The organism is Peribacillus sp. FSL E2-0218 (assembly GCF_037992945.1).
GTDB classification, from domain to species: domain Bacteria; phylum Bacillota; class Bacilli; order Bacillales; family DSM-1321; genus Peribacillus; species Peribacillus simplex_B.
The window spans coordinates 288,575-314,042 of the sequence record NZ_CP150304.1 but is presented as its reverse complement, the minus strand read 5'-3'; the positions used below and the strand labels follow the sequence as shown (position 1 = coordinate 314,042).

Genomic DNA, 25,468 nt, shown 5'->3' with positions numbered 1-25,468 from the left:
AAAACGCGATTCCCTTATCAGGAATCGCGCCATCTAAATAAATCAAGAATGATTTGTATTATAATAACGCCCGCAAAAACGGGAAAACATTTCTCTAAAACTCAATGAGACCCAAGCTGATTTGCAAAGCTTCATTGACTTTTTGCATCATAGGTTCGTCAAGATGCGTGATTTTATCAGTTAAACGCTGCTTATCGATCGTCCTGATCTGCTCCAATAAAATGACGGAATCTCGCTCGAATCCGTATTTTTTTGCATTAATCTCAACATGTGTCGGCAATTTCGCTTTTTGGATTTGAGCTGTAATGGCTGCCACGATCACAGTCGGACTGAAGCGATTACCTATATCGTTTTGTAAAATCAATACCGGACGGGTTCCGCCTTGCTCTGAACCGACCACCGGGGAAAGGTCTGCGAAGTATACGTCACCACGCTTAACAACAATCAATGGCTCAGCCTCCGCTAACTAATCGTTCAACGCAATGACCAGCCTCGAATTCAGCCTGAAAAGCTTCAGAAGCAATCGTTAAATTAATGGCCGCCATTTCAATATAACCGCGTTTCATCGATTCACGGAACTCTTTCTTTTTACGTTCACGAAGATACATTTTTGTGGCACGATAAATAAATTCACTGCGATTCACATTTTCCTCACTCGCATACCCATCTAGTTCAGTTAAAAAATTTTGAGGTAATCGAATTAATATCTCTCTTGTTGCGCTGGATTCAGACACAAACATACACCTCCACCATCACTACACACCTGTATTATATATCCTTTTCAATATTACCATTAAAATGCCTATCTGCAAAGAGTATATTCTATTCTCAATCCTATTATCAGCATAATAAAGGAAATCTTATTCACATTCTTAGGATTTTTTTACAATCGGATCATTCCAAGATGTAGTTTCGGATATGTTTTTGCTGGTTATCTTTTATATATACGCGCGGTACCCTTGCCCCTATCATGCAGGTTACCTCATAATTGATCGTTTCCAGTTTCGCAGCTATCTCATCAATGGAAATCGTTTCCAGTCCGTCAGCACCAATGAGTGTAACCTCCGTCCCGACAGGGAATGATCTAGGGAGCTTGATCATGCATTGGTCCATGCAAATCCGGCCGACAATCGGAACCCTCATTCCATCTATAAGCACTTCCTGACCTTGCAGCTTACGGATCCAGCCGTCAGCATAACCAATCGGCAAGGTTCCGATCCATTCATTTCCTTGTGCCGTATAGGTCGCCCCATAACTTACACTTTCACCTTTAACCAGCTGCTTAACCGCGACCAATTTCGTTTTTAACGAGATGGCTTGTTGTAATGGAAATGGAACTATCGGCTTCATTTCCATCGATGGGCTTAGGCCATACATGGAAATACCCATCCTTACCGCATTCCATACCGGATCGGCAAACCTCAAAGATGCAGCACTATTGGCGGCATGGACAAATTCCGGAAGTGACGTAAGCGCAGTGAGCATCCCTTTAAATACGGCAAGCTGTTTTTCATAGAAATCGGTATTCAGTTCATCTGCCGTCGCGAAATGAGTGAATATCCCTTGAAAGTTGAAACACGCTTCCTTTTCAAGCGAACTTTCCACTTTCATCAGTTTATTTTTATCGCGTATGCCAATCCTGCCCATACCGCTGTCCACTTTTATATGAACCTGAAGGACTTGTCCCGGTTTAAGCTGGGCCTTTGCACTATCCAGCCAGGCATCATCAAAAGCTGTCACGGAAATCCCCTGCTCGGCAGCAATCGCCACGCTTTCCGGCCTGGAGATCCCAAGTACAAGAATCGGAGCAGTTATCCCCTTTTTCCGGAGAGCCAGCGCCTCATCCATAAAAGCAACGCTTAAAAAATCAGCGCCCGCTTCAAGCGCCGTTTTAGCCACTTCATAATCCCCATGTCCATAAGCATTCGCTTTAACGACAGCGAATAGGCTGACGCCAGTTTGCAATCTTGTTTTCATTGAAGAAATATTTTCATGAATATGATCCAAATTCACTTCTGCCCACGTATCTCGATGAAATAATTTCGTTTCCAAGCCCATTTCCTTCTTTCTCATGCTTACGATAAGATTCTTCCCATAGCAAAGTTTGCTTTTCATTATACGACCATTCTATAACCAACCGCCAGAAAGATAAAGCGCTTTTCACCAAAGAATCTAATTTCCCAAGATACAGCCCGTTGCCGGATGAAGCTGATCCAAATGATAACAAGCCGCTTCCCCGCCTGCTCTTCCTAGAAGAAACCTTCCTAAGGAGACGGGAAACATCAGCTTGTTTTGCAAACCTATTTGACTGGATCTCCCCCAACCGAACGGGCCACCTCTATCATCTCTACCTGCGTCAAATCCTTTGATGCAAGCATATAATCCACACCTTCAAAAGTCCACGCAATCGTATTTCCAGTCATGGCTCCAACTGTATAACCCAAATCAACCGGATCACCATTCACATTCGTTGAAACGGAAGTTTGGACCACTTCAGCTTTTTCCTGAACCAATGTAAAGCTTTTCGTGCCCTCATATGTCAAAACGACACGTTCCCCATCATTATCGGTCTTGATTTCCTTTTCTTCCGTCAAGCTCATATCACCAATATTCTCAGGGTATTTCACTGCAAAGCCTTCATTTTGGACTTCTGCCATAACAGGCGCTTCAAGTTGTGCGCTTGTCATGTTTTTCTTCATATCAAATGAATCCTTATCAAAGGTCGTATCGAATTTCACTTTTGAAAATTCAACAAGGACCAACGCCGTTTTATCCGGGTCCATGACCTTTACACTGACTGGGGATAGGTCCTTTTTGTTTATAGTAATCTCTTGATAAGGCAACATTTTATTGTTTTGGTAACGTGTCTTCGTTTCAAAGACATAATGTTTATCCGTTTCTTTGTATGTTGCACTTTTATCTTCCGTAATGTCTTTCACCAACGACTCGAATAAATAGGCCTGACTGCTGTTCTCCGGCCATTCACTTTGAAATTTAAAGCTTTTATTCAAAGCGGGCGTCAATACATACACACCATCATCATTCTTCAAAATCATTTGGCTTTGATCCTTCTCTTCATTTTTTAGGTTCACGCGATAAAAAGACGGATCCTTATGCCAAATTTCCACATTATATACTTGAGGTTCCGTGCCCATCTTCAACGTCATCTTCGCGTTAGCTTTATATCCCTTCATCTCGCCAAGCTTCTCATTCAATTCACTTACTACATCACTCTGTGATTTTTGGCCGCAAGCAGAAAGAGCAAGCAAGAGCATGATCCCTGCAAAAAGCATTAACATCTTCTTCATCTTTTCAACCCCTTTTTGTCATTTGAACGTAAAAGGGAGAGGAAAAGGCAGGATCCGGACATTGGCTCGACTGATGTCTTAGACTCCTCAGCATTTTAGCGCGGACCTAACATGATCCTGCTAAAAAGCCCTCTTAGAGCCCCCACTCTGCCATGTACCTTCTACCGGGCCTTGTCTCCCTATAGCACTAAATGTATATGAGACAACCTTAAGGTTTATGACCCGATCGGACAAAACTCAATCCACCCTCTCAATGATGACTTGGGCAACCGCATAATCACGGCTGTGGCTAATCGACAGATGCACCCCATTTGAAAACGGCTTGGAGATGGCCGGCTTTCCCTTATCATCCGCACTGATTTCGATATCCAAGAAGGATAAGTACTTACCGATTCCCGTACCGTATGCTTTTGAAAAAGCCTCCTTGGCTGCAAAACGTCCAGCAAAATACTCGATCTTCCTTCTTCCGTTCAACCCATCAAAAATCAAGATTTCCTTTTCCGTCAATATACGCTCCTTCAATCGCGGTTGTCGTTCAATCAATGTTTCCATTCTATCCAATTCAGTTATGTCCACGCCGATACCTTTAATCACTTTGACACCTCTTCTATTCAATTGATATGTTGCATAGTATTAGGAGGACTCTTTTACCTAGAAGGTGATAATATGGTCCCTAATTAAAACGATGCCCAGGAGGAATTTATGTTTACAAGAACCGAAAGCTTCCGCGAATATACCACTGCCTATCGAGCTGTGACTGCGCTCATTTTCATCATGATGCTCGTTTTCGTTCTCGTCCTTTTCCCCATAATTCCCGGCAATTTACTTTTTTATTACGGCTCAGGTGTAAATTTATTCATCAATGATGGACAATGGTGGCGATTGGTCACCCCGATTTTTCTCCATAGCACATTCACGCATTTACTGTTCAACGGGTTCTCGCTTGCCATCTTCGGACCAGCCCTCGAGAAGTATCTCGGTTCCTTTAAGTTCTTAATTTTCTTTTTGACGACCGGAATCCTGGCCAATATCGCGACCTTCTTATTTAAACCGCTCACTTATACCCACATAGGTGCAAGCGGTGCGATTTTTGGTTTACTCGGTTTCTTTCTTTACCTTGTGTTATTCAATAAAAACAACTTTACGAACAACGAAAGAAATACAGTCTATACACTGACCGGAATCGCCATCATCATGACCTTCATCCAACCGCAGATCAATGTTGTCGGTCACTTGGCCGGCCTGGTAATCGGCGTTTTAACCGCACCACTATATTGGAGAAAAAGATGATAGGAAAAAGAGCCGACTCTTTCGATCATTTGGAGTCGACTGCTTTTTTAGGTACATACCAAGATTCGATTGTTCGGCAATCCCCTTCTTCAACATCCCTGACAACGCCGACCCGGGAATGAACCCCAGACTTGATCGAGGCTGATATCGTGGCCAGTCCTTTCCGGCTCTGAAACCAGCTTTTTTTATAGGAAACGGATTGGATCCTGCTTCTTTGCATGATCAAGGTTTGCTTAGAGAACAAGCGATGGCTCAAAAGCAATAAATCTCCTTCTATATTCCATCCGGCATCCCTATATTGCATGTATGCCCAACAGATCCCCAACGGCAATAACAGTAGGGATAGGAAGCCCCAAGGCTTGAAAAACCAGGACAAGACACCAATGATAGGGATGATAAAAAGGGCTTTACGAAAAATGTAGCGGGAAATTGCCCGTTTAGGTATCGGGGTCATTTCCATAGTCGTTTGATAAACTGGTAACATTCCCCCTAATTTCCCTTGTAAATGCTTCTTCTTGATAAAAGGGAAAAGCATGATGGATAAGCTTTCTTTATCTTCAATACTGCCGCCCGCATATTCGAGGTAAACAGTCGCGAATCCCAACGGTTTTCGAACCAAATTTTCGATGATCCGAATTCCTTGAATTTTATGGACAGGGATGGTCAACTGCCTTTTCTCGAGAAGTCCTCTGGAAATGATGAGTTCCTCCTCCGTTTTCATCACGGTAAAAGAAGCATATTTCATGACCATGCTTAATGTGGCCAGTACATATACGGCCAATAAGCCCAATATTGCAAAAGAGGTCAAGATAACGGTGCCCATTCCAACAAAGTCTTCATAGTTCTTAAATATCCGTTCAAAAGGAATGACCTCATCAAACTGTGAAATAAAAGCGATGGCCCCAGATAAAAAGACCCCTACCGCTCCCGAGGTGGCAGCCATGAATACTAATTGCGGCAACGTCTGCTTATAAACGGAAGAAGCTATCACGACTTCTTCATTACCGGTCCATTCATCTTGTTCCAACCCAGGAGGCTCACTCGCTTTATTGTTTTTTTCGGCACTTATGAAGGCATTGATGCGCTCGGCATCACGTTTACTGATTGCCGATAAAACGGCATCCGCTTGGGTTCCTCCTGCCGTTTCAATATTGACCTTCACCAGACGGAATATCCGTTGGATGATGCCCTCCGAAATATCGATGCTATGAATCCGACCAAGCTTGATATATCGTTTCTTCCTTACGAACACCCCAGACTCGATTCTAAACTCGCCATCTTCTATGCGATAAGTAAAGCGTAGCCATTGAAGGAACGCATGAACGATCAAAAAAAGGACAATGACGGAAATGACTAGCGGTTGTACCCACCCAGGAATTCCTTCATTCCTTCCAGGAATAACGATCACCAATACGAAAGGCAGAACTAACTCCTTGATTGATTTCAAGATGTTAAGCAATACAGCTATGGGGTGAAGCCTCTTTAATTCAGACATCTTCCTCCTCCACACTGGCCATTCTGGAAATGTAGCGCCTCAATTCATCTGCCTCTGCAAGGTCGAGTGCAGGTATAACATGCATGGTTGCCGCAGTCGAAATTTCCACGGAGGCCAACTCATATTTTCTTAACAACGGTCCTTGCTTCGTTTCAACATGCTGCACCCGAATCATCGGAATGAGTGTTCTTTTTATGATGAAAATACCGTTCTGGATGTCAATATCCGTATTCCGTACTTCATAACGCCATCTTTTCCATTTTATCGATGGCATCAAGTAGATGGACAGATACGACTGGATGATCGAAATGATGAATAAAATACCAACAATCCAATATGTCCACTTAAAAAAGATGGTAAGTGTGAGTATCGCAATGGATATGATCCAAGTGATTGCAGAGCCTATCAATCCACTGATTTTCCAGACGGTCAAGGCCTTATTCGAGATGCGATTTTCCGGTTCCATGAACCCTCCTCTTCCGCATGGGGATATATTTTGAAGCATTATCCAGCCTGCGCACTTTTCTCCATTATACTATAATAATCCCCTCTCAATTAACCTGCTTTTTCGGGACTTCTCTTTCAAAAGAACCTGGCTGGATTATACCTATACATAAAAAAAGCCGCTCAATTGAGCGGCTTTCATAATTAATTAAATTTTATTGGATTTTTCTCTTTTTTGGCTTGTGCTACGGTTTCCGTAACCATTGGATTTACGGTTCGAACTTGGGCGTTTGCTTGATCCGCTGCCGTAATCTTTTCTGCCTGAAGAACTGCGGCCATTGCGCTGTCTGTTATTGGAAGAACTGCTTCCCCCGCGATTGCGACGCATTGGAGATGGAGACTCTTCGGTTAACTTGATTGGCGTTTGATCCGGTTCTTTCGTCATTGATTTAAGCATGGCAGCCACTAGGTCAGCCGCACCATGTTTTTGCAATAATTCTTCCGCTTGACCAAGATATAATGTTAAATCATCATTCTCGATTGTAGAAAGGATTTTTTCAGTAACTGCTTTTTGTTGGCCTTCCAACGCTTCAGTCAATGTAGGAGTTTTAAGTTTTTCCATACGTTTTTTCGTTGTATGTTCAACCGCATGCAGTTGGCCTCTTTCTCTTGGTGTTACAAACGTAATGGCAATACCATGTTTACCCGCACGACCTGTACGTCCAATACGGTGAACGTAACTTTCAGGATCTTGAGGGATATCAAAGTTGTATACATGTGTAACGCCTGAAATATCAAGACCACGTGCAGCCACATCTGTTGCAACTAGAACATCGATGCTGCGATCCTTGAATTTTTTCAATACGGAAAGACGTTTAGCCTGGCTAAGGTCACCATGGATTCCTTCAGCCATATAGCCGCGAATATTCAAGGCAGAAGCCAATTCATCGACACGGCGCTTCGTACGTCCGAAGACAATCGCAAGATCCGGTGTTTGAATGTCAAAAAGGCGGGCCAATGTATCGAATTTTTCACTTTCTTTTAGCTCCAAGTAATATTGCTCGATGCGATCCACTGTCATTTCTTTCGCTTTCACGCGCACAAGAACTGGTTCATGCATGAATCTTTCAGCGATTTTACGGATCGGATCAGGCATTGTAGCTGAGAAAAGCAATGTTTGCCTTTCGTCAGGAACTGTTGAAAGGATGGATTCGATATCCTCAATGAATCCCATGTTAAGCATTTCATCCGCTTCATCAAGAACTACAGTATGAACTCCGCCCAATTTAATATTTTTACGTTTGATATGGTCTAAAAGACGACCAGGTGTACCAACGATAATATGTGGTTTTTTCTTCAATGCACGGATTTGACGGTCGATATCTTGTCCACCATAAACCGCCAGAACACGAGCGCGTTTTCCGTAGCCAAGCTTGAAAAGTTCTTCAGAAACTTGGATGGCAAGCTCACGCGTAGGTGCGATGACAATCCCTTGAACGTTTTCATTGTTGATATCGATATTCTCCATCAACGGGATGCCGAATGCTGCCGTTTTACCTGTTCCCGTTTGCGCTTGACCGATGATATCTTTACCTTCAAGTGCTAGAGGAATCGTTTGGGATTGAATCGGGCTTGCTTCTTCAAATCCCATTTTTTCTATTGATTTCATAGACGTTCTATCTAATCCTAATTCGCTAAACAATGTCAATGTTTTCGTACTCCTTTTTATATCGTAAATTTACACGTGCATTCAAGAATGATGCACAGATGTTTAGTTCAAATCCTCATCATCATGACGGATGTTCTACTTTATCTCTTATGCAAAAGTTTATCATTATCACCTAAAAGTATGTCTGCCTTTTAGTTCAAATGAACTCAATATGATTTTTTAAAAAGGAAATATACCAGCACGAGCATTCACTGGCATTTTTAGCTTCGCGCACGTGTAGAGTTATTTTTAACATACGCACATCTTTTTAAAAGTACATGTAACCAAAATTAAATTCAATATGGAAAATTAAAAGTAGCATAAACGGGTGTTTCACCGTTTTATTCAGGTGAGGGCTGCTGCACCTTATTCAACAGACTTAAAAAGACTGTATGAACAAAACTTGACGAGAGCCAAGATTCTTATACAAAACAGGCCCGGTGCGTTGAGGATTTGCAGAAGTGGAAAAGCGCTAAAATGCGGCTTGATTCCCTATTAGCTACTAAAGCCGCCAAGAGATGCAGCTTTTATATATGACCAGACGCGCGGCCTATTTAATCTAAAATAATCTCAAGAATGAACTCATGAAACATGTAAGAACATACAATTTTGTTGCCTCAACCTGATTAATTAAACTAATCATCAATGATAAGACATTTAAACTCATACTTCATATTACCATTTTCAAACTGTTAATGCAATAAAGGATATCGACCCATTCACTGTTCCCTACAACTTTTCATCACTTCGAAAATAAGATAAGTCCAAATCATCCATACGAATCCCGCCCTGTATCACATTTGGGGAGATGATGTCATAATTCCTTCTGGAAAAATGAACCGACAGGATTCTTAAAGGACCCACGCTTACTATATCCCAATACAAGGTGTAGGATTCTTTATTGAATAAGCACAATCAATACTTATCTGAAAGGTTTTACCTACTATATGATATGTATTTCGAACAAATAGTTTCAACCTGATTTTGAACCATGCTTCTCCAACTCCAATTCCTCATCTCAATCTCCCCCTTCCAAAAACCTAGGCATTCCAACTCAATGAATGTATATTTTTTCAATTTTAAAAGAAAAAACGGTAAAAACCGTTATGGATTACAGTATGATAGACCTATAAACATAACACTTAAGGAGGCTGTATGAATATATACTCATTAGATATACCTGCATGCAAGGAGTTTTGCCTATTGTTAAAAACAATGAACAAGAACGTCACTTTTTTGGAAAATCCAATGAAACAAAGATATCTATTTCAGGAATCAACGGACCTCATGCAAACACTATTCGTATTACCATTGCACCTTTCAAAAGATTCCTGGCAGCAAACGGCCTTGTTTAGCTTAGCCGAATCCCTTGAAATTCCGATTTTGTTCATTTATAAACGGACGAAAAAAATGAGAGTTCCTCCTGAGTTACCAAAAAAGACCTTATATCTGACCATCCCCGTCCCTGCTGACCCGGTGGAAGTCAACATCAAGTTAAACTCACTCCAAAACATCAGCATGCACCTGTTCTCATTTAAAATGAAGGGACAGGAACTTGAAAAGATAAATCAGAAGTCGGCAAGGAGCATGCGCATCGCAAGGGGCTTTCAACATTTATGCTTACCTACACCAATCCAAAATAACCATATTGAGATCAAAGGCCTTTCCCAGCCTTCCACTGAATTATTAGGCGATTTATTTTTCTGGACCGAGGTAAGTGACGGCAAATACGCTTTCATCATGATCGATATGTGCGGAAAAGGCATACATACAGCGCTTGTACACATGTCCATCCGAACCTTGATACCCGAGCTGATAAAACGGATACGGGATCCTATCCTCATAATCAGGGAACTGAAAAAGCATATGAAGGGTTTATTCCAGGGAATGCATTGGGAAGATACAATCAATGCCTGTTTTTCAGCCTTCATTACATACGTGAATACAAGGAAAAGATTCATTGAATATGTGAACTGTGGACACCCCCCAGCCATTTTGCATGCCCCAGACACCAATTACATTCTCAAACTGAGTGAAGGGGCTGGCCCTATAGGCTGCATTAAGGAAACACCGATAACAAAAGTAGTATTTCATTACGAACCAGGAAGCCGCTTCATCATTTATTCAGACGGCCTCTCTAAATCTCCTAGTCCTTCCGCCGCTGAACGGACAGAACGCATCGAGAAGGAATTCATTGAAAACGCCCATCTTTCTACACACGACCTACTACAGGCGCTCTTGCTATCAAGAATGAGGCATTCCGAAATTGATGATGATATCAGCATCATTGCCGGTACACTTTTTTAGGATAAACGAGCGCCTGCAGAGGTATGCAACGTTTATTGAGAGAACCAAAAAAATCTGCAGATCAACTCCATGATTATCGAGTTGGTCTGCAGCCTGATTGAATCAAATAAAAACAACCTGTTTAAAAAAACCTTACTTCTGTAAAGCCTGAACGACTTCCTCCAACTTCATGCCCCTGGACGCTTTCACAAGGATGATGTCATTTGCCTGCGTCGATGTTTTCAGCTCCTCAATAAGCTTCTGCTTATCTTGGAAGGAACGAACATTTTCTGCAGGAAAAGCTCCGCTTGCTCCCTTGCCAATAAACTCGGCCAAAGGACCATAGGTGAAAATCTTATCAATCCGGTCATTTGAAATCAATTCACCAATTTTCAAATGAAAGTCTTTCTCCTGCGGTCCCAACTCCAGCATGTCTCCCAGAACGAGGATTTTTTTCTCGAAACCGGATAAACCTTCGATCAGCTCGACAGCGGCCTTAACGGAAGTCGGACTCGCATTGTACGCATCATTGATGATTTTCTGCCCTTTTGCGCCCTCGACCAATTCCATCCTCATATTCGTTAACTGAATGGTTGACAGGCCTTTTCGGATGGAGGAATCATCCACACCGAACTCCTTCGCAACCAAAATGGCTGCCAATGCATTAAGAACATTATGATGACCTAAAACGGGTATTTCGTATTCAGCTTCCTTTTCATCACAGGCGATGGTAAATGTGGTGCTATCGGTCCCTTGGGTGATCAGCTGTGGAAATAGATCATTTTGTTCGGTGCGGCCAAAAGATATTACATTCAAATCAGGGAGATCCCTTTTGATCCGATTGCGAAGCAGCGGTTCGTCTCCGTGATAGATCAGCACGCCATCTTTCGCCAAGCCTTCGACAATCTCCAGCTTTGCATTCGCAATTTCCTCACGTGACCCCAAATCCAATAAGTGCGATTCACCGATATTGGTAATGATGGCTACATCAGGTTTTGCCATTTTGGACAAAAATTCGATTTCACCGCGGCTGCTCATTCCCATCTCCAAAACGGCCGCTTCGGTATCCTCTTCAATCGAAAGTACCGTTAGTGGCAAGCCTAGGTGATTATTGAAATTACCGTTCGTTTTATGAACTTTGTACGTAGTGGCAAGCAGGGCAGCCGTCATATCCTTCGTCGTGGTTTTCCCGTTGCTTCCTGTAATCCCGACGACCTTTATATTCAGCTGAGAAAGGTAGGAACGCGCTAATTCCTGAAGTGCTTTTTCCGTATTTTCGACAATGATTAATGGTAAATCGGTAGGGGGATTCGGAACATCCTTTTGCCAAAAAGAAGCTGCCGCTCCCTCCGCCAAAGCCTGCTTGACATACTGGTGCCCGTCAACTTGCCCCCCCTTAAGCGGAACGAACAAGCATCCTTCTTTAACTTTTCTTGAATCAATGGTGACCCCTTCAATTGCTACGGATTGAAATGAAGTGATATCATTCAATCCAGCTGCCATTTCATGCACTTGTTTTAACGTTCTCTTTATCATTTTGTTCCTCCTACATTCTTCGAAACATTAACCGATCTCCCATCCATTAACCAAATGAAGCAGAAACCAGTTAACTGCCGGCTCCTGCTAATTTGGACCCATCAAAAAATGACCATTTGACGGTTTGTTGAGATAACTTATACATCACCTGATGATTAGACGGTATATTTGATTTGCTGTTTTTCTTGATGGCGTTCCAAAGCAAGCTTCACGAGTTTTTCAATCAACGCTGGATAGTCGACTCCCGTATGCTTCCACAGTAATGGGAACATGCTGTAAGGAGTGAATCCTGGCATCGTATTCACTTCATTAATATAAATTTCACCATCTTTGGTCAAGAAGAAATCAGCTCTGACCAACCCTGAGCAATCCAATGACTTAAAGGCTCTTATTGCCATATCGGATAATGCAGCATATTCGCTTTCGCTTATCTCAGCCGGGATGACCATTGCGGAATTGCCATCCTCGTATTTTGCTGAGTAATCATAGAAGGCGAAGTCTTTTTTAGGGATGATTTCCCCTGCCACCGAACAAGTCGGATCGTCATTGCCGAGAATGCCAAACTCCACTTCCCGAGCAATGACCCCTTCTTCAATGATGATCTTCCGGTCGAATTGGAAAGCCTCAGCTACCGCTTTTTCCAAGCTTTGTGCATCATCACATTTGCTGATGCCGACACTGGAACCTAAGTTCGCCGGTTTAACAAAGCAAGGGTACCCTATTTCATCTTCAACCTTTTTAATGCCAGCTTCCTTATCGGCCTCCCATTCGGAGCGAATGAACCACGTGTACTTCACTTGAGGAAGTCCAGCTTGGGCGAAGATGTTTTTCATGATAACCTTATCCATTCCAGCTGACGACGCTAATACGCCATTCCCTACATAAGGGAGATTCAGCAGTTCCAACATTCCTTGAACCGTGCCATCCTCTCCATTTGGACCGTGAAGCAATGGAAAAATGACGTCATATCCAGTCGATTCACTATTTTCATCAGTTGAATGTGCTTGCAGCGCCAGCGGGGAAGTCGTTTTTTCAGGTAAGAAAGTCAAAGCCGCGACATTCTCGGCAGGTGCCGTCAATTTCGGTCCATTTATCCATGAACCTTCTTTTGTTATGTAAATCGGATATATATCAAACTTTGCTAAATCGAGAGCTTTAATGACCGCTAAAGCTGTCTGCATTGAAACATCATGCTCCGCAGATTTTCCACCATAAAGCAAACCAAGTTTAGTTTTCATGAGTTATTACCCTCCAATATTCTTTTAACCATGTTCATTGTATCATTTTACACTAAAACGGGAAAAGCGAAACTTCCATCATCGATGCATTTCCAATCATTTCTAAGGGCTGCCGTTCACTGAATCCCCTCTTATCTTGTATGCATGGGATAGTAAGTCTTACTACTAAAGAATGAAAAGATCGAGAATCTTCACTTGTAGGAATCATTTTTGATGACACAATCCCATATTTTTTCCTTTCTGCTGAAAGTGATGAAGACATCCGGACTCTTAGCGTTTCGGTCTGAAAAGTCCTCATGCATCTCGTCCATGTTTAAATAATCACCTACGACCCATACAGGAATTTCTATTTTCGCTCTTGAATATTTAGCATCTCGAAACGAAAAAACGATGCCCTCGGCAAGTATCGGAATCAAGGTGGAAATAACTTCCAGAGGAATGGCCGTCAACTCTTTTTTCTTTCGGACTCCGAGCCACGTCCGCTCTACTTTCAGCAGCTCCAGCTTTAGGGGGATCAAACTTCCCAACATTATATAAAATGTTGAAAGAGATCGAAAATAGACCTTATTGAACCATCCATCGTCCTGTGCAAGGTACGCAAGTTGGTTATTCAATTTAGGAAAAAAAGGAGGCTGCAAATGGGTCTTGGTATGACCTAAATATAAAAGCTCCGCCAGTTCCCTTCCTTCCAGCTCATTCAGCCCTTCCGCCTCTTCAAAGTCGACCCAGCAAAAATCACCATATGAGCGGACGTTTTCTTTAAGAAGCTTGGCGATGGACTCTGACGAAGCACTCTCAAGCAGCACATTCAAATTGTATTCCCCACCATCGAATTGATGTTTCAATAATAAGATGGAATCCAAGGCAAATGGCAGTGAATAGGAAAACTCCCGAAAGTTGAGTCCGTTAAATAGGACAAACCGTTGGGAAGCTTGCATATGCATATATAATATATCATCGCTAACATTCTTCATAACCAGACCCCCTCCGAACTTGCAATCAATACTGTTATTTTAACAAACTTTTTGGTTTTGACGTAGGTTATATAACCGAGAATATTCATTCATCCTCACTAAATACGGAAGCTTGCACTACACTTTCACCTTTATATAATGAACTAACTCCGCACATTTAAATATCCACATGATAAAAAATGGGTACTCATGATAAGGATGGAGCCGAGGCAATCTGGAGAACAACTCTGAACCGGAATGACCAAATTCGCCTGGTGTGATGGTAAGATTTCAGGAGCATTTGAGACCCTATGTGATACAGGGGTGTCTTTGCAGCCGTCAATAGACGAAGCCGCGTTTTAAATTAAAAAAAATCCAGAGTGAACCTTCACTCTGGATTTTCGTTATTAAGAAACTTGTTTTAATTCCTCGGCGGATGGAGGATTGAATTGACCTTCCCATTTAGAGATGACAATTGCAGCCAGTGAATTACCGATTACATTGACTACCGTACGTCCCATATCAAGAATACGGTCGATACCGGCAATGAACGCTAAACCTTCGACAGGAATACCAACGGTTCCCAATGTAGCTAAAAGAACGACGAAGGATACACCCGGTACGCCTGCAATACCCTTGGAAGTAATCATCAGTACAAGCATTAACGTAACTTGCTCATAAACACTCAAATCAATTCCATACATTTGAGCGATGAAGATAGCTGCCAATGCTTGATATAATGTCGAGCCATCAAGGTTGAATGAATATCCAGTCGGGATAACGAATGTAGCAATATGTTTCGGGCATCCCGCTTTCTCCATTTTTTCCATGATTTTCGGAAGAACGGCTTCTGAACTTGCAGTAGAGAACGCAAGAATCAATTCCGCTTTAAGAAGTCTAATTAACGTAAAGATGTTGAATCCTACAAATTTTGCAATAAGCCCCAGAACGACGATAACAAAGAAAATCATGGTTCCATATACAGAAAGCGCTAACTTCCCTAACGGAATTAAAGATTCCAAACCGAACTTGGAGATGGTCACACCAATTAGGGCAAATACCCCGATAGGAGCGAATTTCATGACCATATTGGTTAAGTAGAACATTCCTTCTGCTGTACCTTGGAAGAAACGGAATACTGGTTTACCTTTTTCACCGATGGCCGCGATACTTAGTCCAAACAATACGGAGAAGAAGATGATTGCCAGCATATCGCCTTCTACCATGGCTTTTACTGGATTGGACGGCACAATGTGAACGAGCGTGTCCACAAATGATTCATGCTGCTTCGTTTCTGCTGTATCAACATATGTGGAGATATCTGTTTGTTCCAGATTATTCATATTCACACCGGCACCAGGCTGGATGATATTAGCTGAAATCAGACCAACAGCAATCGCTGTAAGGGTTACCACTACAAAGTATGAAAGTGATTTAGCACCCAATTTACCTACAGCTTTCAAATCACCTACGCCCGCAACTGCAACGATCAGGCTTGACACAATGATTGGTACAACAATCATTTTGATCATTCTTAGGAAAATGTCCCCGAATGGCTGTAAAAAGTTTTGAGCTGTCGCATTACCATAAAAAATGGCTCCAACGATTATCCCTAGAATTAAACCAATGAAGATCTGGCTTGCTAAACTTAATTTAATTTTCTTCATGTACTTTCCTCACCTTCTATAAAGTCTTTGATGCAAAAACGTTTGTCTCGGTAAGGGAAACAGATACTAATAGAAAGAAAGTAATTTTTCTTTTTTTGAAAAACTCTATCTTTACGCCGAAAAAAAAGACACTTCATGTGTCGATTTCTTATTGGCGTGAATATTCACACATGTTCCCTTAAAGACGCTGACGAGGTTAGCTGTCGGGTTAGGAATTGGAAACACAAATGCCCTTTCATTTCTGAATTCACCCCTAGCGGATTAAATCCACAAAGTTGGGTCCCCCGTTCTTGAATAAGATTAAGCGAATTAACTTATAATAAAATATTATACTAAAAACTTTAATCTGTAAATATTTATTCTTGTCGAACATATAAAAAATCTTTAAAAATGTCTGAAAATTCAGTATAGTAGACCGATTATACAAAAAATTATTTTCTAGATTTATCTAAAATAGTTATACCGATATATTATTCAGACTCTTTTCACACAAAGATTTTAGCTATTTTTCAAGGACTCCGAGCAATAAATATCTTACCTTTTCCCTAGTGGTGAACGTCTTGTAGGTTTTAATCTTCACTTGTTCGAAGTGAACGGGCGTAATGAAATGAGAATGGTTTTTCATCACATTCTCCGGTTCCATCAGGATGGCATCTCCTACTGCAGGTCCCTTTATAAGTTCCTGTTTTCCTTCAGCCTTAAGCCCCAATGTCACGTATTGTTTATCCAAATAGCCTTTTTTCGTCAATTTGTAGACATGCGGTTTTTTGGTTTGTTGAACAGCTCCTACAGGGACAGAAGGTACACCCGCCTTTTCATTGGTTATGACGGATAGGTTTACCTTGGATCCAACCAACAACGGCTCAGTTTCTTCACCTTCCGTTTCGATCATCGCTTGAAATGGAAAACGGTTATCTTTTGTTAGTGTCGGCTCTTCTGCCGGATACGAATGGATACGGCTTATTTTCCCCTTTAATTCCTTTTTTAGATCGGGGACGCTTGCCTTTATAGTCATGCCCACTTTGGCTTTTTTCATTTCACTTTCAGAGAAATCCCCTTCAATTCCCATATTTGCAGAAGCTATGGATATGATGGGATTATTAAGGTTTTTGTTAATATTTTTAACTATGCCGTCAGCCTCACTGGTCGTCTCGACCGCGCTGGTCTGTGTCTCGATTGAACTTAACTGGGTACTCAACATCTTCACTTTCTCGTTCAAACGGCTTTTTTCGAGTTCTTGCTTGTACATTTCTTGCTCGATGTTACTTTTAATAAGGTCCGAGGAGCTTGTTGTTATATCAATGTTCAACTTTTGTTTTACCGAATCATCAATGACCGCTTTATCAGGATCCCGGTCCAGATTCCCTTGATAGGCCCTCAGCTTCGCTATGTATTGGTCGATCCCTGAAATTTCTCCTTCAGCAGCCGTTTTCTCCGCTGATAGATCCGCTTTAAGCGCATCAAGCTCCGTTGTCGTAAACTCAAACAATGATGTGCCAGCGGTAACCACATCCCCTTCTTTTACGAGGAATTTCCGGAAGTCGTTTTTCTTGGCATCGAAATAAATATCATGCACTTCTGCAGGCTTCACAATCGCCTTTGTTTGAATGGTATCCGTAATGGTATCTTTTTTTACCTTTGACCAGTTTTCCACGAAAACGGTTCGTTCCACTTTGCTTTCTTTCTTTTCAATAAGATATATGTTAACTGTTATTAAAACGATCGACGCAACGGAGACCGCGGTTATCTTCCATTTCCCTTTCATTCCCCTTCACCCGCCTTAGACAAATACTCCCACATGTATGTATGCCAAAAAGGCTTTGGCAAACCATGTGACCAAATAGAATAGCGCAACCAATAAAAAAATCAAATAATGATTTCGTTCTGAAAATCCCTTTATATAGAAGTATTGCAGGGATATGATCAGCAATTGAAAAATGGTGATTTCACTGAAAACATGTATAAAGTAATCATTGCTGAGAAAATGCTGACTTATGACTCCGAGTGAAAAGGGATTGCCGTCGTTTCCTACATGTAACAATATGAACATCGGAATCAGCAAAACCTTTTCCAATAACTGCAAGCAAAATAGGATCATTTGAACGATTACTACTTTTATGTATGGGACATCCCCGATCATCCAAAAATAGAGAGACGCTAAAAATATGTATAAAGAAGGGTAAAGGAGACCGGCAATCATATTGCCGCCCATGATCAGCAGCTTACCCGCTTCGAATTCATTCATACTCATCGTCGTGATTTGCTTGGAAAAGGTTTCGGAACCAATCCCAAAATATCCACCAATGGCAAATACAATAAGACTAAGAAAATATAACAATAGCAATTTACTTCCAAGTCGAGTGATCGCCTCAGCATTTTGCAGCTGATAACGACTCCTGTCAGGCTCAAAAATGCCCTTTAACAATCTTACCTGGTAAACCATATGTGTTCCCCCTGCAAAAATTGATCTTTCTTCTAATATTTTATCTTATTTTGGAAACAATTGCAGATATAAGGAACCATTAAAACAAAAAACACATAATTAACCCCCGCTCTTCTCTAACTTGGGGTTAATACCGATAAATGGTGTTCAAGCACCTTAATTCCCGCAGGAGTCTGGCTGCTATAGTTTTCTCCATCCATGTCCACATCAAGCGGCGTCTTCGTTTCAATAGTTAAATTACTGCCCTGTACATAAGTCACTCCGGAATTCGAACCGAGATTTTCGGACCATTCACGTTTCATCGTTATTAATTCTAAAAAAGTACTAAAGTTTGCATTTTCCAAAATGGCAACGCCTAATTTCCCATCATCAGGATTCAGCATCGGAAAAGGCAAAACATTGGTTCCGATGAATGAGCCATTCATGACCAAAATCATGAGCGCTTCCCCTTCCATCTGTTTCCCATCAAATTCGACTTTGAATTGGAAGCCGTCATTATCTCCAATCGTCCTTATCGCGCTTAATAAGTAACCGATCTTTCCGAACCGGTTTTTTTCCTGATCATCAATATTGTTCGAGGTCTCGGAAACAAGTCCAATTCCCCAGAAATTAGAGAAATACACATCATTGGCCACCCCGATGTCGATGGGACGAACCTTGCCATTAACAAGGGCTTCCGCAGCTTGGCGTACATTTTGGGGAATGTTTAACGTCCTGGAAAAATCATTGCAGGTCCCTCCAGGTAAAACACCGAACAACGGCCGCTTCGCAAGTGGTGATAGACCGTTTACACACTCATGGACCGTTCCATCTCCTCCTAATACGAAAACTACATCCATCTCTTCCCCATATTCCAAACAAAAACGGTGAGCATCGCCTTTTTCCTTGGTTTTCATAATAAGGAACTCATCTATTTGTGGTGCAATCACCGGAAGACAACCTTCGAGGTTTCTTGCCAGTTTGTGATTACCTGCATTCTCGTTATAAATCAGCATTCCTTTTTTCCATCTCATGATCTTCCCCCCTATACGTATAATGAACAAATCACATTTCACTACCTATACTTTCTCCTAAACCATATCATTTGAAACGCACTCATGACTAAATGTAATTTACATACACTATAAAAAAAAGAGGCGTTGCGCCCCTTTCTTTCATATATTCGTTAAATATTCCTTCATCGTTAAGACAAGCTTTGAATATAAGGGGCCCTTCTTATCACTTTTTTCCAAGAATAATAAAAGGCTCTCCAATATTATCGATCTTGGCTTACCTTTAGATAGCTCTTCTTGAATCGCACTCAATGCTTTCGTATTTTTACTCGCTTTCCTTCCTTCTTCTTGGGTTTCCATTTCCAATAGTTTAGTGATGATCAAAAGGATTTCCTCTTTTGGATTAATGTCATGCAACGTGCAATTCGGCAAAGGAAAGTGCTTCAATAGTGGGTCTTCCATGTTTTGCAGGCTTGCGATTATCGAATCCAGCCGATTCAAAAAGAAGTTAGGGAATAATTCCACATCAAAAGCATCTTTTTTCCTCATGAGGATGCCCATATATCCTTTGAACAATGAATCCAGCATGACTGTGCAGTCCGGCAGAAATTCTGCAGGCAGTTCCGGGTATAACTCCGTAATTTTACGCTGGAACCAAATCATCCCTTCTTCATGGATATAATGCAAGAACTGATCCAGTTCTTTACTGATATGTACCATCTGCTCCTGCATCAGCATTTGAATTAAGTTGGTATTCCCCGCCATATGTTCAATTTGAACGGAGATTTGCCCTAGAAACCTGTCTTTATTGGACAAAGAAACATCAAGCTCCCAATCGAGCAAAGCGTCCGTCAACGCTTCATAGAAGTACTTGAAAATGGATACGAGCAGCTCTTCCTTCGATTTAAAATAATTATAAAAAGACCCCTTTGCTATCCCGCACTTTTCGGCAATCTCTTGAACCGAGGTAGCATGATAGCCCTTCTCCGAGAAAAGCTCTACCGATTTATCTATGATCAATTTATGTTTTTCATTCATCAGATCCATCCTATCCTTAAAATATTGTCCCTGTATGACCATCGAGTCACTTCATCCACATTGTATCTCAAAACCCTTGAAACCTCAATGATATGGCTACGGATTACTATCTGTTGCAATCGTAATTAATATGCTATATATTTGAGTCTATGACCGGCTGGTCACAATCTTATGTATGGAGGGTACAAAGCTTGAATTCGATAATCAAATTTTCTTTAAAGAATAAACTGGCAATCTGGTTGCTTACAATCATCATCGTTGCAGCAGGTTTATATTCCGGTTTAAACATGAAACAAGAAACCATCCCAAACATCTCCACCCCTTTAATCAGCATCTCCACCGTATATCCCGGGGCTGCACCTGAGGAAGTAGCCGATAAACTCACAGACCAAATTGAACAAAAAGTCACCAATCTATCAGGAGTAGAATTGGTCAGTTCGTCTTCCATGGCCAATGTTTCTTCCGTCCAATTGCAATATGATTATGATACGGACATGGACGATGCTGTAAAAGATGTGAAAGAAGCATTGGAGAAGCTCGAACTGCCTGATGGCGTAGATGATCCAAGCGTGTCCAAGTTGGAATTGAATGCTTTTCCGGTTGTCGCACTTAGTGTAACCGATAAGGATTCTGATTTGCCTGCCCTGACAACAAATGTCGAGGATGTGTTAGTTCCTAAACTTGAAGGAATCGACGGGGTGACATCCGTAACGATTTCAGGTCAACAAGTTAATGAAGGCAGCCTTGAATTCGATCAAAAAAAGATGGCACAATACGGGCTTAATGAAGAGGACGTAAAAAAGGTCATTCAAGCCGCAAATGTCAACATGCCGCTTGGCTTATATAACTTTGACGATAAAGAAAAAACGATCGTGGTTGACGGTAACATCTCCACGCTAAAAGACCTGAAAAACATTAAGATTCCCTTAACTGGCGGAGCACAAGCAGGAGCACAAGCACAAACAGCACCGGCACAGGGGCAAGCGGAAGCTAATCAAGCGGCCCCAGGAACGGCACCAACCGCTCCCCAAATGCAAAGTGTCAAATTATCGGACATTGCCGACGTGAAAATCATCGGTAAGGCTGAGTCCATTTCGAAGACAAACGGCAGCGAATCAATTGGAATACAGGTTACAAGATCGCCTGATGCCGATACAGTCGCCATTGTCGATGAAGTGCAAGACCAAGTTTCCAATTTTAAAGATGAATTTAAAGGCGTGGGCGTACATACTACGCTTGATCAAGCAAAACCGATTAAGGACTCTGTCGAAACGATGATTAGCAAGGCCATTTTCGGCTGTCTGTTTGCTGTCATAGTGATCATGCTTTTCCTAAGAAACTTCAAAACGACCCTAATCTCCGTCATTTCGATTCCACTATCCTTGTTGGCAGCCCTTTTGGTGCTCAAACAAATGGATATCTCACTAAATGTCATGACATTGGGAGCCATGACTGTTGCGATTGGCCGAGTCGTCGATGACTCAATAGTGGTAATCGAAAATATTTATCGAAGGATGGCACTAAAAGGCGAACAATTAAAAGGCGGCGAATTGATTCGTTCCGCCACTAAGGAAATGTTCATCCCTATCCTTTCATCAACAATTGTTACTGTAGCCGTATATCTGCCGTTGGCAAGCGTTACGGGACCTGTTGGCGAGCTATTCATGCCATTCGCTTTAACGATGGTGTTTGCATTAGTCGCATCATTAATCATTGCCATCACTCTTGTACCGGCCATGGCAGACTCATTATTTAAAAACGGCCTTTCCGAAAAAGAGTTGAAGTCACATGAAGAAAAACCAAGCAAGCTATCCGGTTTCTACCGCAGGGCACTGAATTGGTCATTAAGCCATAAATTGATTACATTCGGTACAGCTATAGTATTATTGGCCGGCAGCTTATTCCTCATTCCAAGCATCGGCGTCAGCTTCATGCCTGCAGATGAAGAGAAGCAGATCATCGTCACTTATACTCCAGCACCTGGCGAGTTAAAAGAGGATATTGAAAAGGAAACGGAAAAAGTAGAAAAGTACCTGATGAATAAGGATGATGTGGAAACAGTCCAATACACACTAGGTGAAAACATGATGAGCGGCATGATGGGCGGCTCCAGTAATTCCGCGCTCTTCTATGTGCTTTATGATGAAGACACCGAAAACTTCGGGGAAAAGAAAGAAAAGATCATTAAATATCTGACCAATCTTGACTCTCCCGGAACGTGGAAGCAACAAGAGTTCACATCTACATCAAGCAATGAAACGACTCTTTATGTCTATGGAAATACACAAAAAGACATTGAACCGGTAATCAATGATATTCAAAACATCATGAAGAAAAATAAACAATTGAAAGATGTCGATTCAAGTCTATCCGATGCATATGAGCAATATACACTCGTGACAGACCAGAAGAAACTTAGTGAACTTGGACTAACGGCCGCCCAAGTCGGCATGTCCATTGCAAATTCGAACAAAGACGATGCTTTGACCACTATCAAGAAAGATGGAGAAGAAGTCAAAGTTTATGTAGAGACAGAAGAAAAGACATTCGAAGATAAAAAAGATCTCGAGAATACGAAAATCACTTCTCCAATGGGAATGGAAATACCTTTAAAAGAGGTTGTTAAAATCGAGGAAGGTAAGGCATCCGATACGATAAGCCGCCGCGACGGAAAAATTTACGCGGACGTTTCTGCAACGATCAAATCGGATGATGTTGCAGCAGTAACAAAAGAAGTGCAAAAGGAAGTTGAAAAATTAGACCTTCCAGCAAGTGTCACTGTGGACTATGGTGGTGTGACCGAAGATATCCAAGAATCGTTCACTCAGCTTGGAATCGCTATGTTGGCAGCCATCGCAATCGTTTACTTTGTCCTTGTCGTCACTTTCCATGGCGGGTTAGCTCCGATCGCCATTCTATTCTCCTTACCGTTCACGGTAATCGGAGCTTTAGTAGGCTTATTCATTGCCGGTGAGACCATTAGCGTTTCAGCCATGATGGGTGTGCTCATGCTTATCGGTATCGTTGTAACCAACGCCATCGTATTGGTGGACCGGGTAATCAAAAATGAAGAATCCGGATTATCTACACGTGAAGCGCTGCTCGAGGCGGGCTCTACCCGTCTACGCCCAATCTTGATGACCGCCCTGGCTACAATCGGTGCTTTAATTCCGTTGGCCATAGGAGCGGAAGGCAGCGGCCTGATCTCACAAGGCTTGGGTATTACCGTAATTGGCGGATTAGTGAGTTCCACCTTGCTGACACTTGTCATAGTACCGGTAGTATATGAAGTAATCATGAAAATAGGTAAAAAGAAGAAAAAAGCAGCTAAATAAAGATCATTGAAAAAAGCCCTTGTAGCAGACACTTAACAAAAGTGGCGACCTACAAGGGCTTTTTTATGTACAATGAAATGGACCTTGAACAAAACGATAATAAGGAAATAATACTAAAAAAGCCCTCAGTGAGGTCTTTGGGCGAGCTGATCGATTAAAATTGCCTATAACGTCGTCGTGCCGTTATCAGCGGCCCCGGAAGGCAGGATAAAAGCTGGAGGATAAAGCCCGGCCTGGAAATCATTTGATTTCACCGAGGGAGACACATACCAAACAGCCCAGCAGAGACCGCGAGTAGCTCCTCAAGCCCCGCTCCCTTCCTTTCGATAAGCTAAGGTTGGGCGTATACCTGTATTTCCAAGGAAATGCTTAGGCCCTTTAAATGACACAAAAAAAAGGAAAGACCGTTCCTTCCTTTTACTTACCTATGAATCAATGCTTGGTGAATGTTTGGTCAATCGCATCTTCCAAATCCAGTGATTTTTCCTTTAAATAACGCTTTGTCACATTTAAATCTTTATGACCGGCAAGCTTGGATATCGTTTGAACATCTATCCCATTATCCACTAGCCTTTGGCAAAAGGTATGACGCAATTTATGCGGATGCACATTATATTTTTTCAATATATATTGAACCGATCTCGGAGTGATTCTTTGATTATAACTCGAAAGGAACAAAGGATCTGCTTTATCTTTTAAAGAGTATAGATAATTCTTTACATGCTGAATCGCCGATTGTGTAAGGGGAATGGTTCGATCGATTTCACCTTTTGCATTTCTGACTAGTATGCAATTCCGCTCCTGATCCATGATGACGTCAGAGCCATTTAAGTCACATAATTCAGAAACACGGATTCCAGTATGCAACAACAGGTACACGATGGCGATGTTCCTTAGATTTCCCTCTGCTTCTATATCCCTCAACAGGATTTCCTGCTCTTTTATATTTAAAGTTTCAGGCACCTCATGCTTGTGCTCTTTAACCTTACGCTCGACAGAGAGCATTATTTGCGGTTTTCCTAAAAATTTGAAGAATACATTTAGGGCGATATAGTGTTTTTCAATTGTCCCTGGGCTTTTCTTGCAATTTTCTAAATTATCAAGATATTCCTGAACATCTTCAGAATCAATCTCCATCAATATCTTTTGTGTCTGGTCACAAAACTGTGAAAGGACACCAGTATATGTTTTGATCGTATTATCTGATTTGCCTTGGTCTCTCAACCATTCAGCAAACGAAAAAATCATTTCATCTTTAGCAGAGGTATCCATCGGCTATTCCCCCAATGACAGTTTCAGAACTAAGTTAATTTTAACATATATCCCTACAGAAACGAAGAATTCTGTCCAGATGTCTTCATCTGGTTAAGAATATATAGAAAGAAGGTGACGTATTTATCCATATATCATAAAAAATGCTTCAAATATAATATGCCCTAACCTATTCTATATAGTAATATCATTATTTGAAGCTGATAGCCGCTTCCTTTTTTCATGCAGCTGGATACAGCGTGGATAAGGATATATCTCGCAAAAAAAGACCAGCCGGATGGCTGATCTTGAAATGGCTTGGCGGCGTCCTACTCTCACAGGGGGAGACCCCCAACTACCATCGGCGCTGAAGAGCTTAACTGCCGTGTTCGGAATGGGAACGGGTGTGACCTCTTCGCTATCGCCACCAAACATATGAGGAACGTTGTTCCTTCAAAACTAGATAATAAGAAGGTATTTCATT

The 25,468-nt window shown here is 41.7% G+C and carries 20 protein-coding genes, 1 rRNA gene and 1 riboswitch; of the genes, 3 read left to right on the top strand and 18 right to left on the bottom strand.

The features are described from left to right. Positions 1-94: 94 nt before the first annotated feature. The 5 genes from MHI53_RS01560 to acpS form a co-directional block, all read right to left on the bottom strand. A complete protein-coding gene (locus tag MHI53_RS01560; RefSeq protein ID WP_034306610.1) occupies positions 95-445 on the bottom strand; it encodes a type II toxin-antitoxin system PemK/MazF family toxin in 351 nt (116 codons plus the stop codon). Positions 446-452: 7 nt separating this feature from the next. Beyond that, positions 453-734: an antitoxin EndoAI gene (locus MHI53_RS01555; RefSeq protein WP_034306380.1), complete on the bottom strand. Its 282-nt coding sequence runs from the start codon at positions 732-734 to the stop codon at positions 453-455. 160 nt (positions 735-894) lie between these two features. Next, positions 895-2,058 (bottom strand): alanine racemase, encoded by a 1,164-nt coding sequence (alr, locus tag MHI53_RS01550; protein ID WP_340373632.1) that lies wholly within the window; start codon positions 2,056-2,058, stop codon positions 895-897. 242 nt (positions 2,059-2,300) lie between these two features. Then, positions 2,301-3,308: an outer membrane lipoprotein carrier protein LolA gene (locus tag MHI53_RS01545; RefSeq protein ID WP_061143974.1), complete on the bottom strand. Its 1,008-nt coding sequence runs from the start codon at positions 3,306-3,308 to the stop codon at positions 2,301-2,303. 237 nt (positions 3,309-3,545) lie between these two features. Continuing rightward, positions 3,546-3,902, bottom strand: a complete 357-nt coding sequence (acpS, locus tag MHI53_RS01540) for a holo-ACP synthase (RefSeq protein ID WP_061143973.1) — start codon at positions 3,900-3,902, stop codon at positions 3,546-3,548. Between the two features lie 108 nt (positions 3,903-4,010). Between acpS and MHI53_RS01535 the strand changes: the two genes are divergently transcribed. Beyond that, positions 4,011-4,598, top strand: coding sequence for a rhomboid family intramembrane serine protease (locus tag MHI53_RS01535; protein WP_061143972.1), 588 nt, complete (start codon positions 4,011-4,013; stop codon positions 4,596-4,598). 25 nt (positions 4,599-4,623) lie between these two features. Here MHI53_RS01535 and MHI53_RS01530 read toward each other — a convergent pair whose 3' ends face one another. The 3 genes from MHI53_RS01530 to MHI53_RS01520 form a co-directional block, all read right to left on the bottom strand. After that, positions 4,624-6,093, bottom strand: coding sequence for a PH domain-containing protein (locus MHI53_RS01530; protein WP_340372611.1), 1,470 nt, complete (start codon positions 6,091-6,093; stop codon positions 4,624-4,626). Continuing rightward, entirely contained in the window at positions 6,086-6,559 is a 474-nt protein-coding gene (locus MHI53_RS01525) for a PH domain-containing protein (protein ID WP_061143970.1), read from the bottom strand. Before MHI53_RS01525 ends, MHI53_RS01530 begins: the two co-directional genes overlap by 8 nt. 186 nt (positions 6,560-6,745) lie before the next feature. Then, positions 6,746-8,206 (bottom strand): DEAD/DEAH box helicase, encoded by a 1,461-nt coding sequence (locus MHI53_RS01520; RefSeq protein WP_311316496.1) that lies wholly within the window; start codon positions 8,204-8,206, stop codon positions 6,746-6,748. Between the two features lie 1,242 nt (positions 8,207-9,448). Here MHI53_RS01520 and MHI53_RS01515 point away from each other — a divergent pair. Then, the gene (locus MHI53_RS01515) at positions 9,449-10,552 is read left to right on the top strand and encodes a PP2C family protein-serine/threonine phosphatase (protein WP_340372610.1); all 1,104 of its coding nucleotides are present in this window, start codon (positions 9,449-9,451) and stop codon (positions 10,550-10,552) included. A gap of 132 nt (positions 10,553-10,684) precedes the next feature. On the opposite strand, the gene murF is transcribed toward MHI53_RS01515, so the two are convergent. The 8 genes from murF to MHI53_RS01475 form a co-directional block, all read right to left on the bottom strand. Then, on the bottom strand, positions 10,685-12,067 hold the full coding sequence (gene murF / locus MHI53_RS01510; protein WP_340372609.1) for a UDP-N-acetylmuramoyl-tripeptide--D-alanyl-D-alanine ligase: 1,383 nt from the start codon (positions 12,065-12,067) through the stop codon (positions 10,685-10,687). A gap of 155 nt (positions 12,068-12,222) precedes the next feature. Next, positions 12,223-13,305: a D-alanine--D-alanine ligase gene (locus tag MHI53_RS01505; protein ID WP_061143966.1), complete on the bottom strand. Its 1,083-nt coding sequence runs from the start codon at positions 13,303-13,305 to the stop codon at positions 12,223-12,225. A gap of 191 nt (positions 13,306-13,496) precedes the next feature. Beyond that, entirely contained in the window at positions 13,497-14,279 is a 783-nt protein-coding gene (locus MHI53_RS01500) for a hypothetical protein (RefSeq protein WP_061143965.1), read from the bottom strand. A 386-nt stretch (positions 14,280-14,665) separates the two neighbouring features. Continuing rightward, positions 14,666-15,925, bottom strand: a complete 1,260-nt coding sequence (locus MHI53_RS01495; protein WP_061143964.1) for a cation:dicarboxylase symporter family transporter — start codon at positions 15,923-15,925, stop codon at positions 14,666-14,668. A gap of 170 nt (positions 15,926-16,095) precedes the next feature. Then, positions 16,096-16,242, bottom strand: a riboswitch (cyclic di-AMP (ydaO/yuaA leader). A 185-nt stretch (positions 16,243-16,427) separates the two neighbouring features. Continuing rightward, positions 16,428-17,690, bottom strand: coding sequence for an efflux RND transporter periplasmic adaptor subunit (locus tag MHI53_RS01490; RefSeq protein WP_340372608.1), 1,263 nt, complete (start codon positions 17,688-17,690; stop codon positions 16,428-16,430). Between the two features lie 15 nt (positions 17,691-17,705). Then, positions 17,706-18,368, bottom strand: a complete 663-nt coding sequence (locus MHI53_RS01485; protein ID WP_061143962.1) for a hypothetical protein — start codon at positions 18,366-18,368, stop codon at positions 17,706-17,708. Between the two features lie 116 nt (positions 18,369-18,484). Continuing rightward, positions 18,485-19,381 carry a YegS/Rv2252/BmrU family lipid kinase gene (locus MHI53_RS01480; RefSeq protein ID WP_340372607.1) on the bottom strand — a complete coding sequence of 299 codons (897 nt, stop codon included), beginning with the start codon at positions 19,379-19,381 and terminating at the stop codon, positions 18,485-18,487. Positions 19,382-19,522: 141 nt separating this feature from the next. Next, a complete protein-coding gene (locus tag MHI53_RS01475; protein WP_340372606.1) occupies positions 19,523-20,398 on the bottom strand; it encodes a TetR/AcrR family transcriptional regulator in 876 nt (291 codons plus the stop codon). Positions 20,399-20,589: 191 nt separating this feature from the next. On the opposite strand from MHI53_RS01475, the gene MHI53_RS01470 reads away from it, so the two are divergent. Continuing rightward, positions 20,590-23,733, top strand: coding sequence for an efflux RND transporter permease subunit (locus MHI53_RS01470; protein ID WP_340372605.1), 3,144 nt, complete (start codon positions 20,590-20,592; stop codon positions 23,731-23,733). A gap of 432 nt (positions 23,734-24,165) precedes the next feature. Here the strand turns inward: MHI53_RS01470 and MHI53_RS01465 are convergent, their stop codons facing one another. After that, positions 24,166-25,005, bottom strand: a complete 840-nt coding sequence (locus tag MHI53_RS01465; RefSeq protein WP_340372604.1) for a tyrosine-type recombinase/integrase — start codon at positions 25,003-25,005, stop codon at positions 24,166-24,168. A 295-nt stretch (positions 25,006-25,300) separates the two neighbouring features. Further along, a 5S ribosomal RNA gene (gene rrf, locus MHI53_RS01460) occupies positions 25,301-25,416 on the bottom strand. Positions 25,417-25,468: the final 52 nt, after the last annotated feature.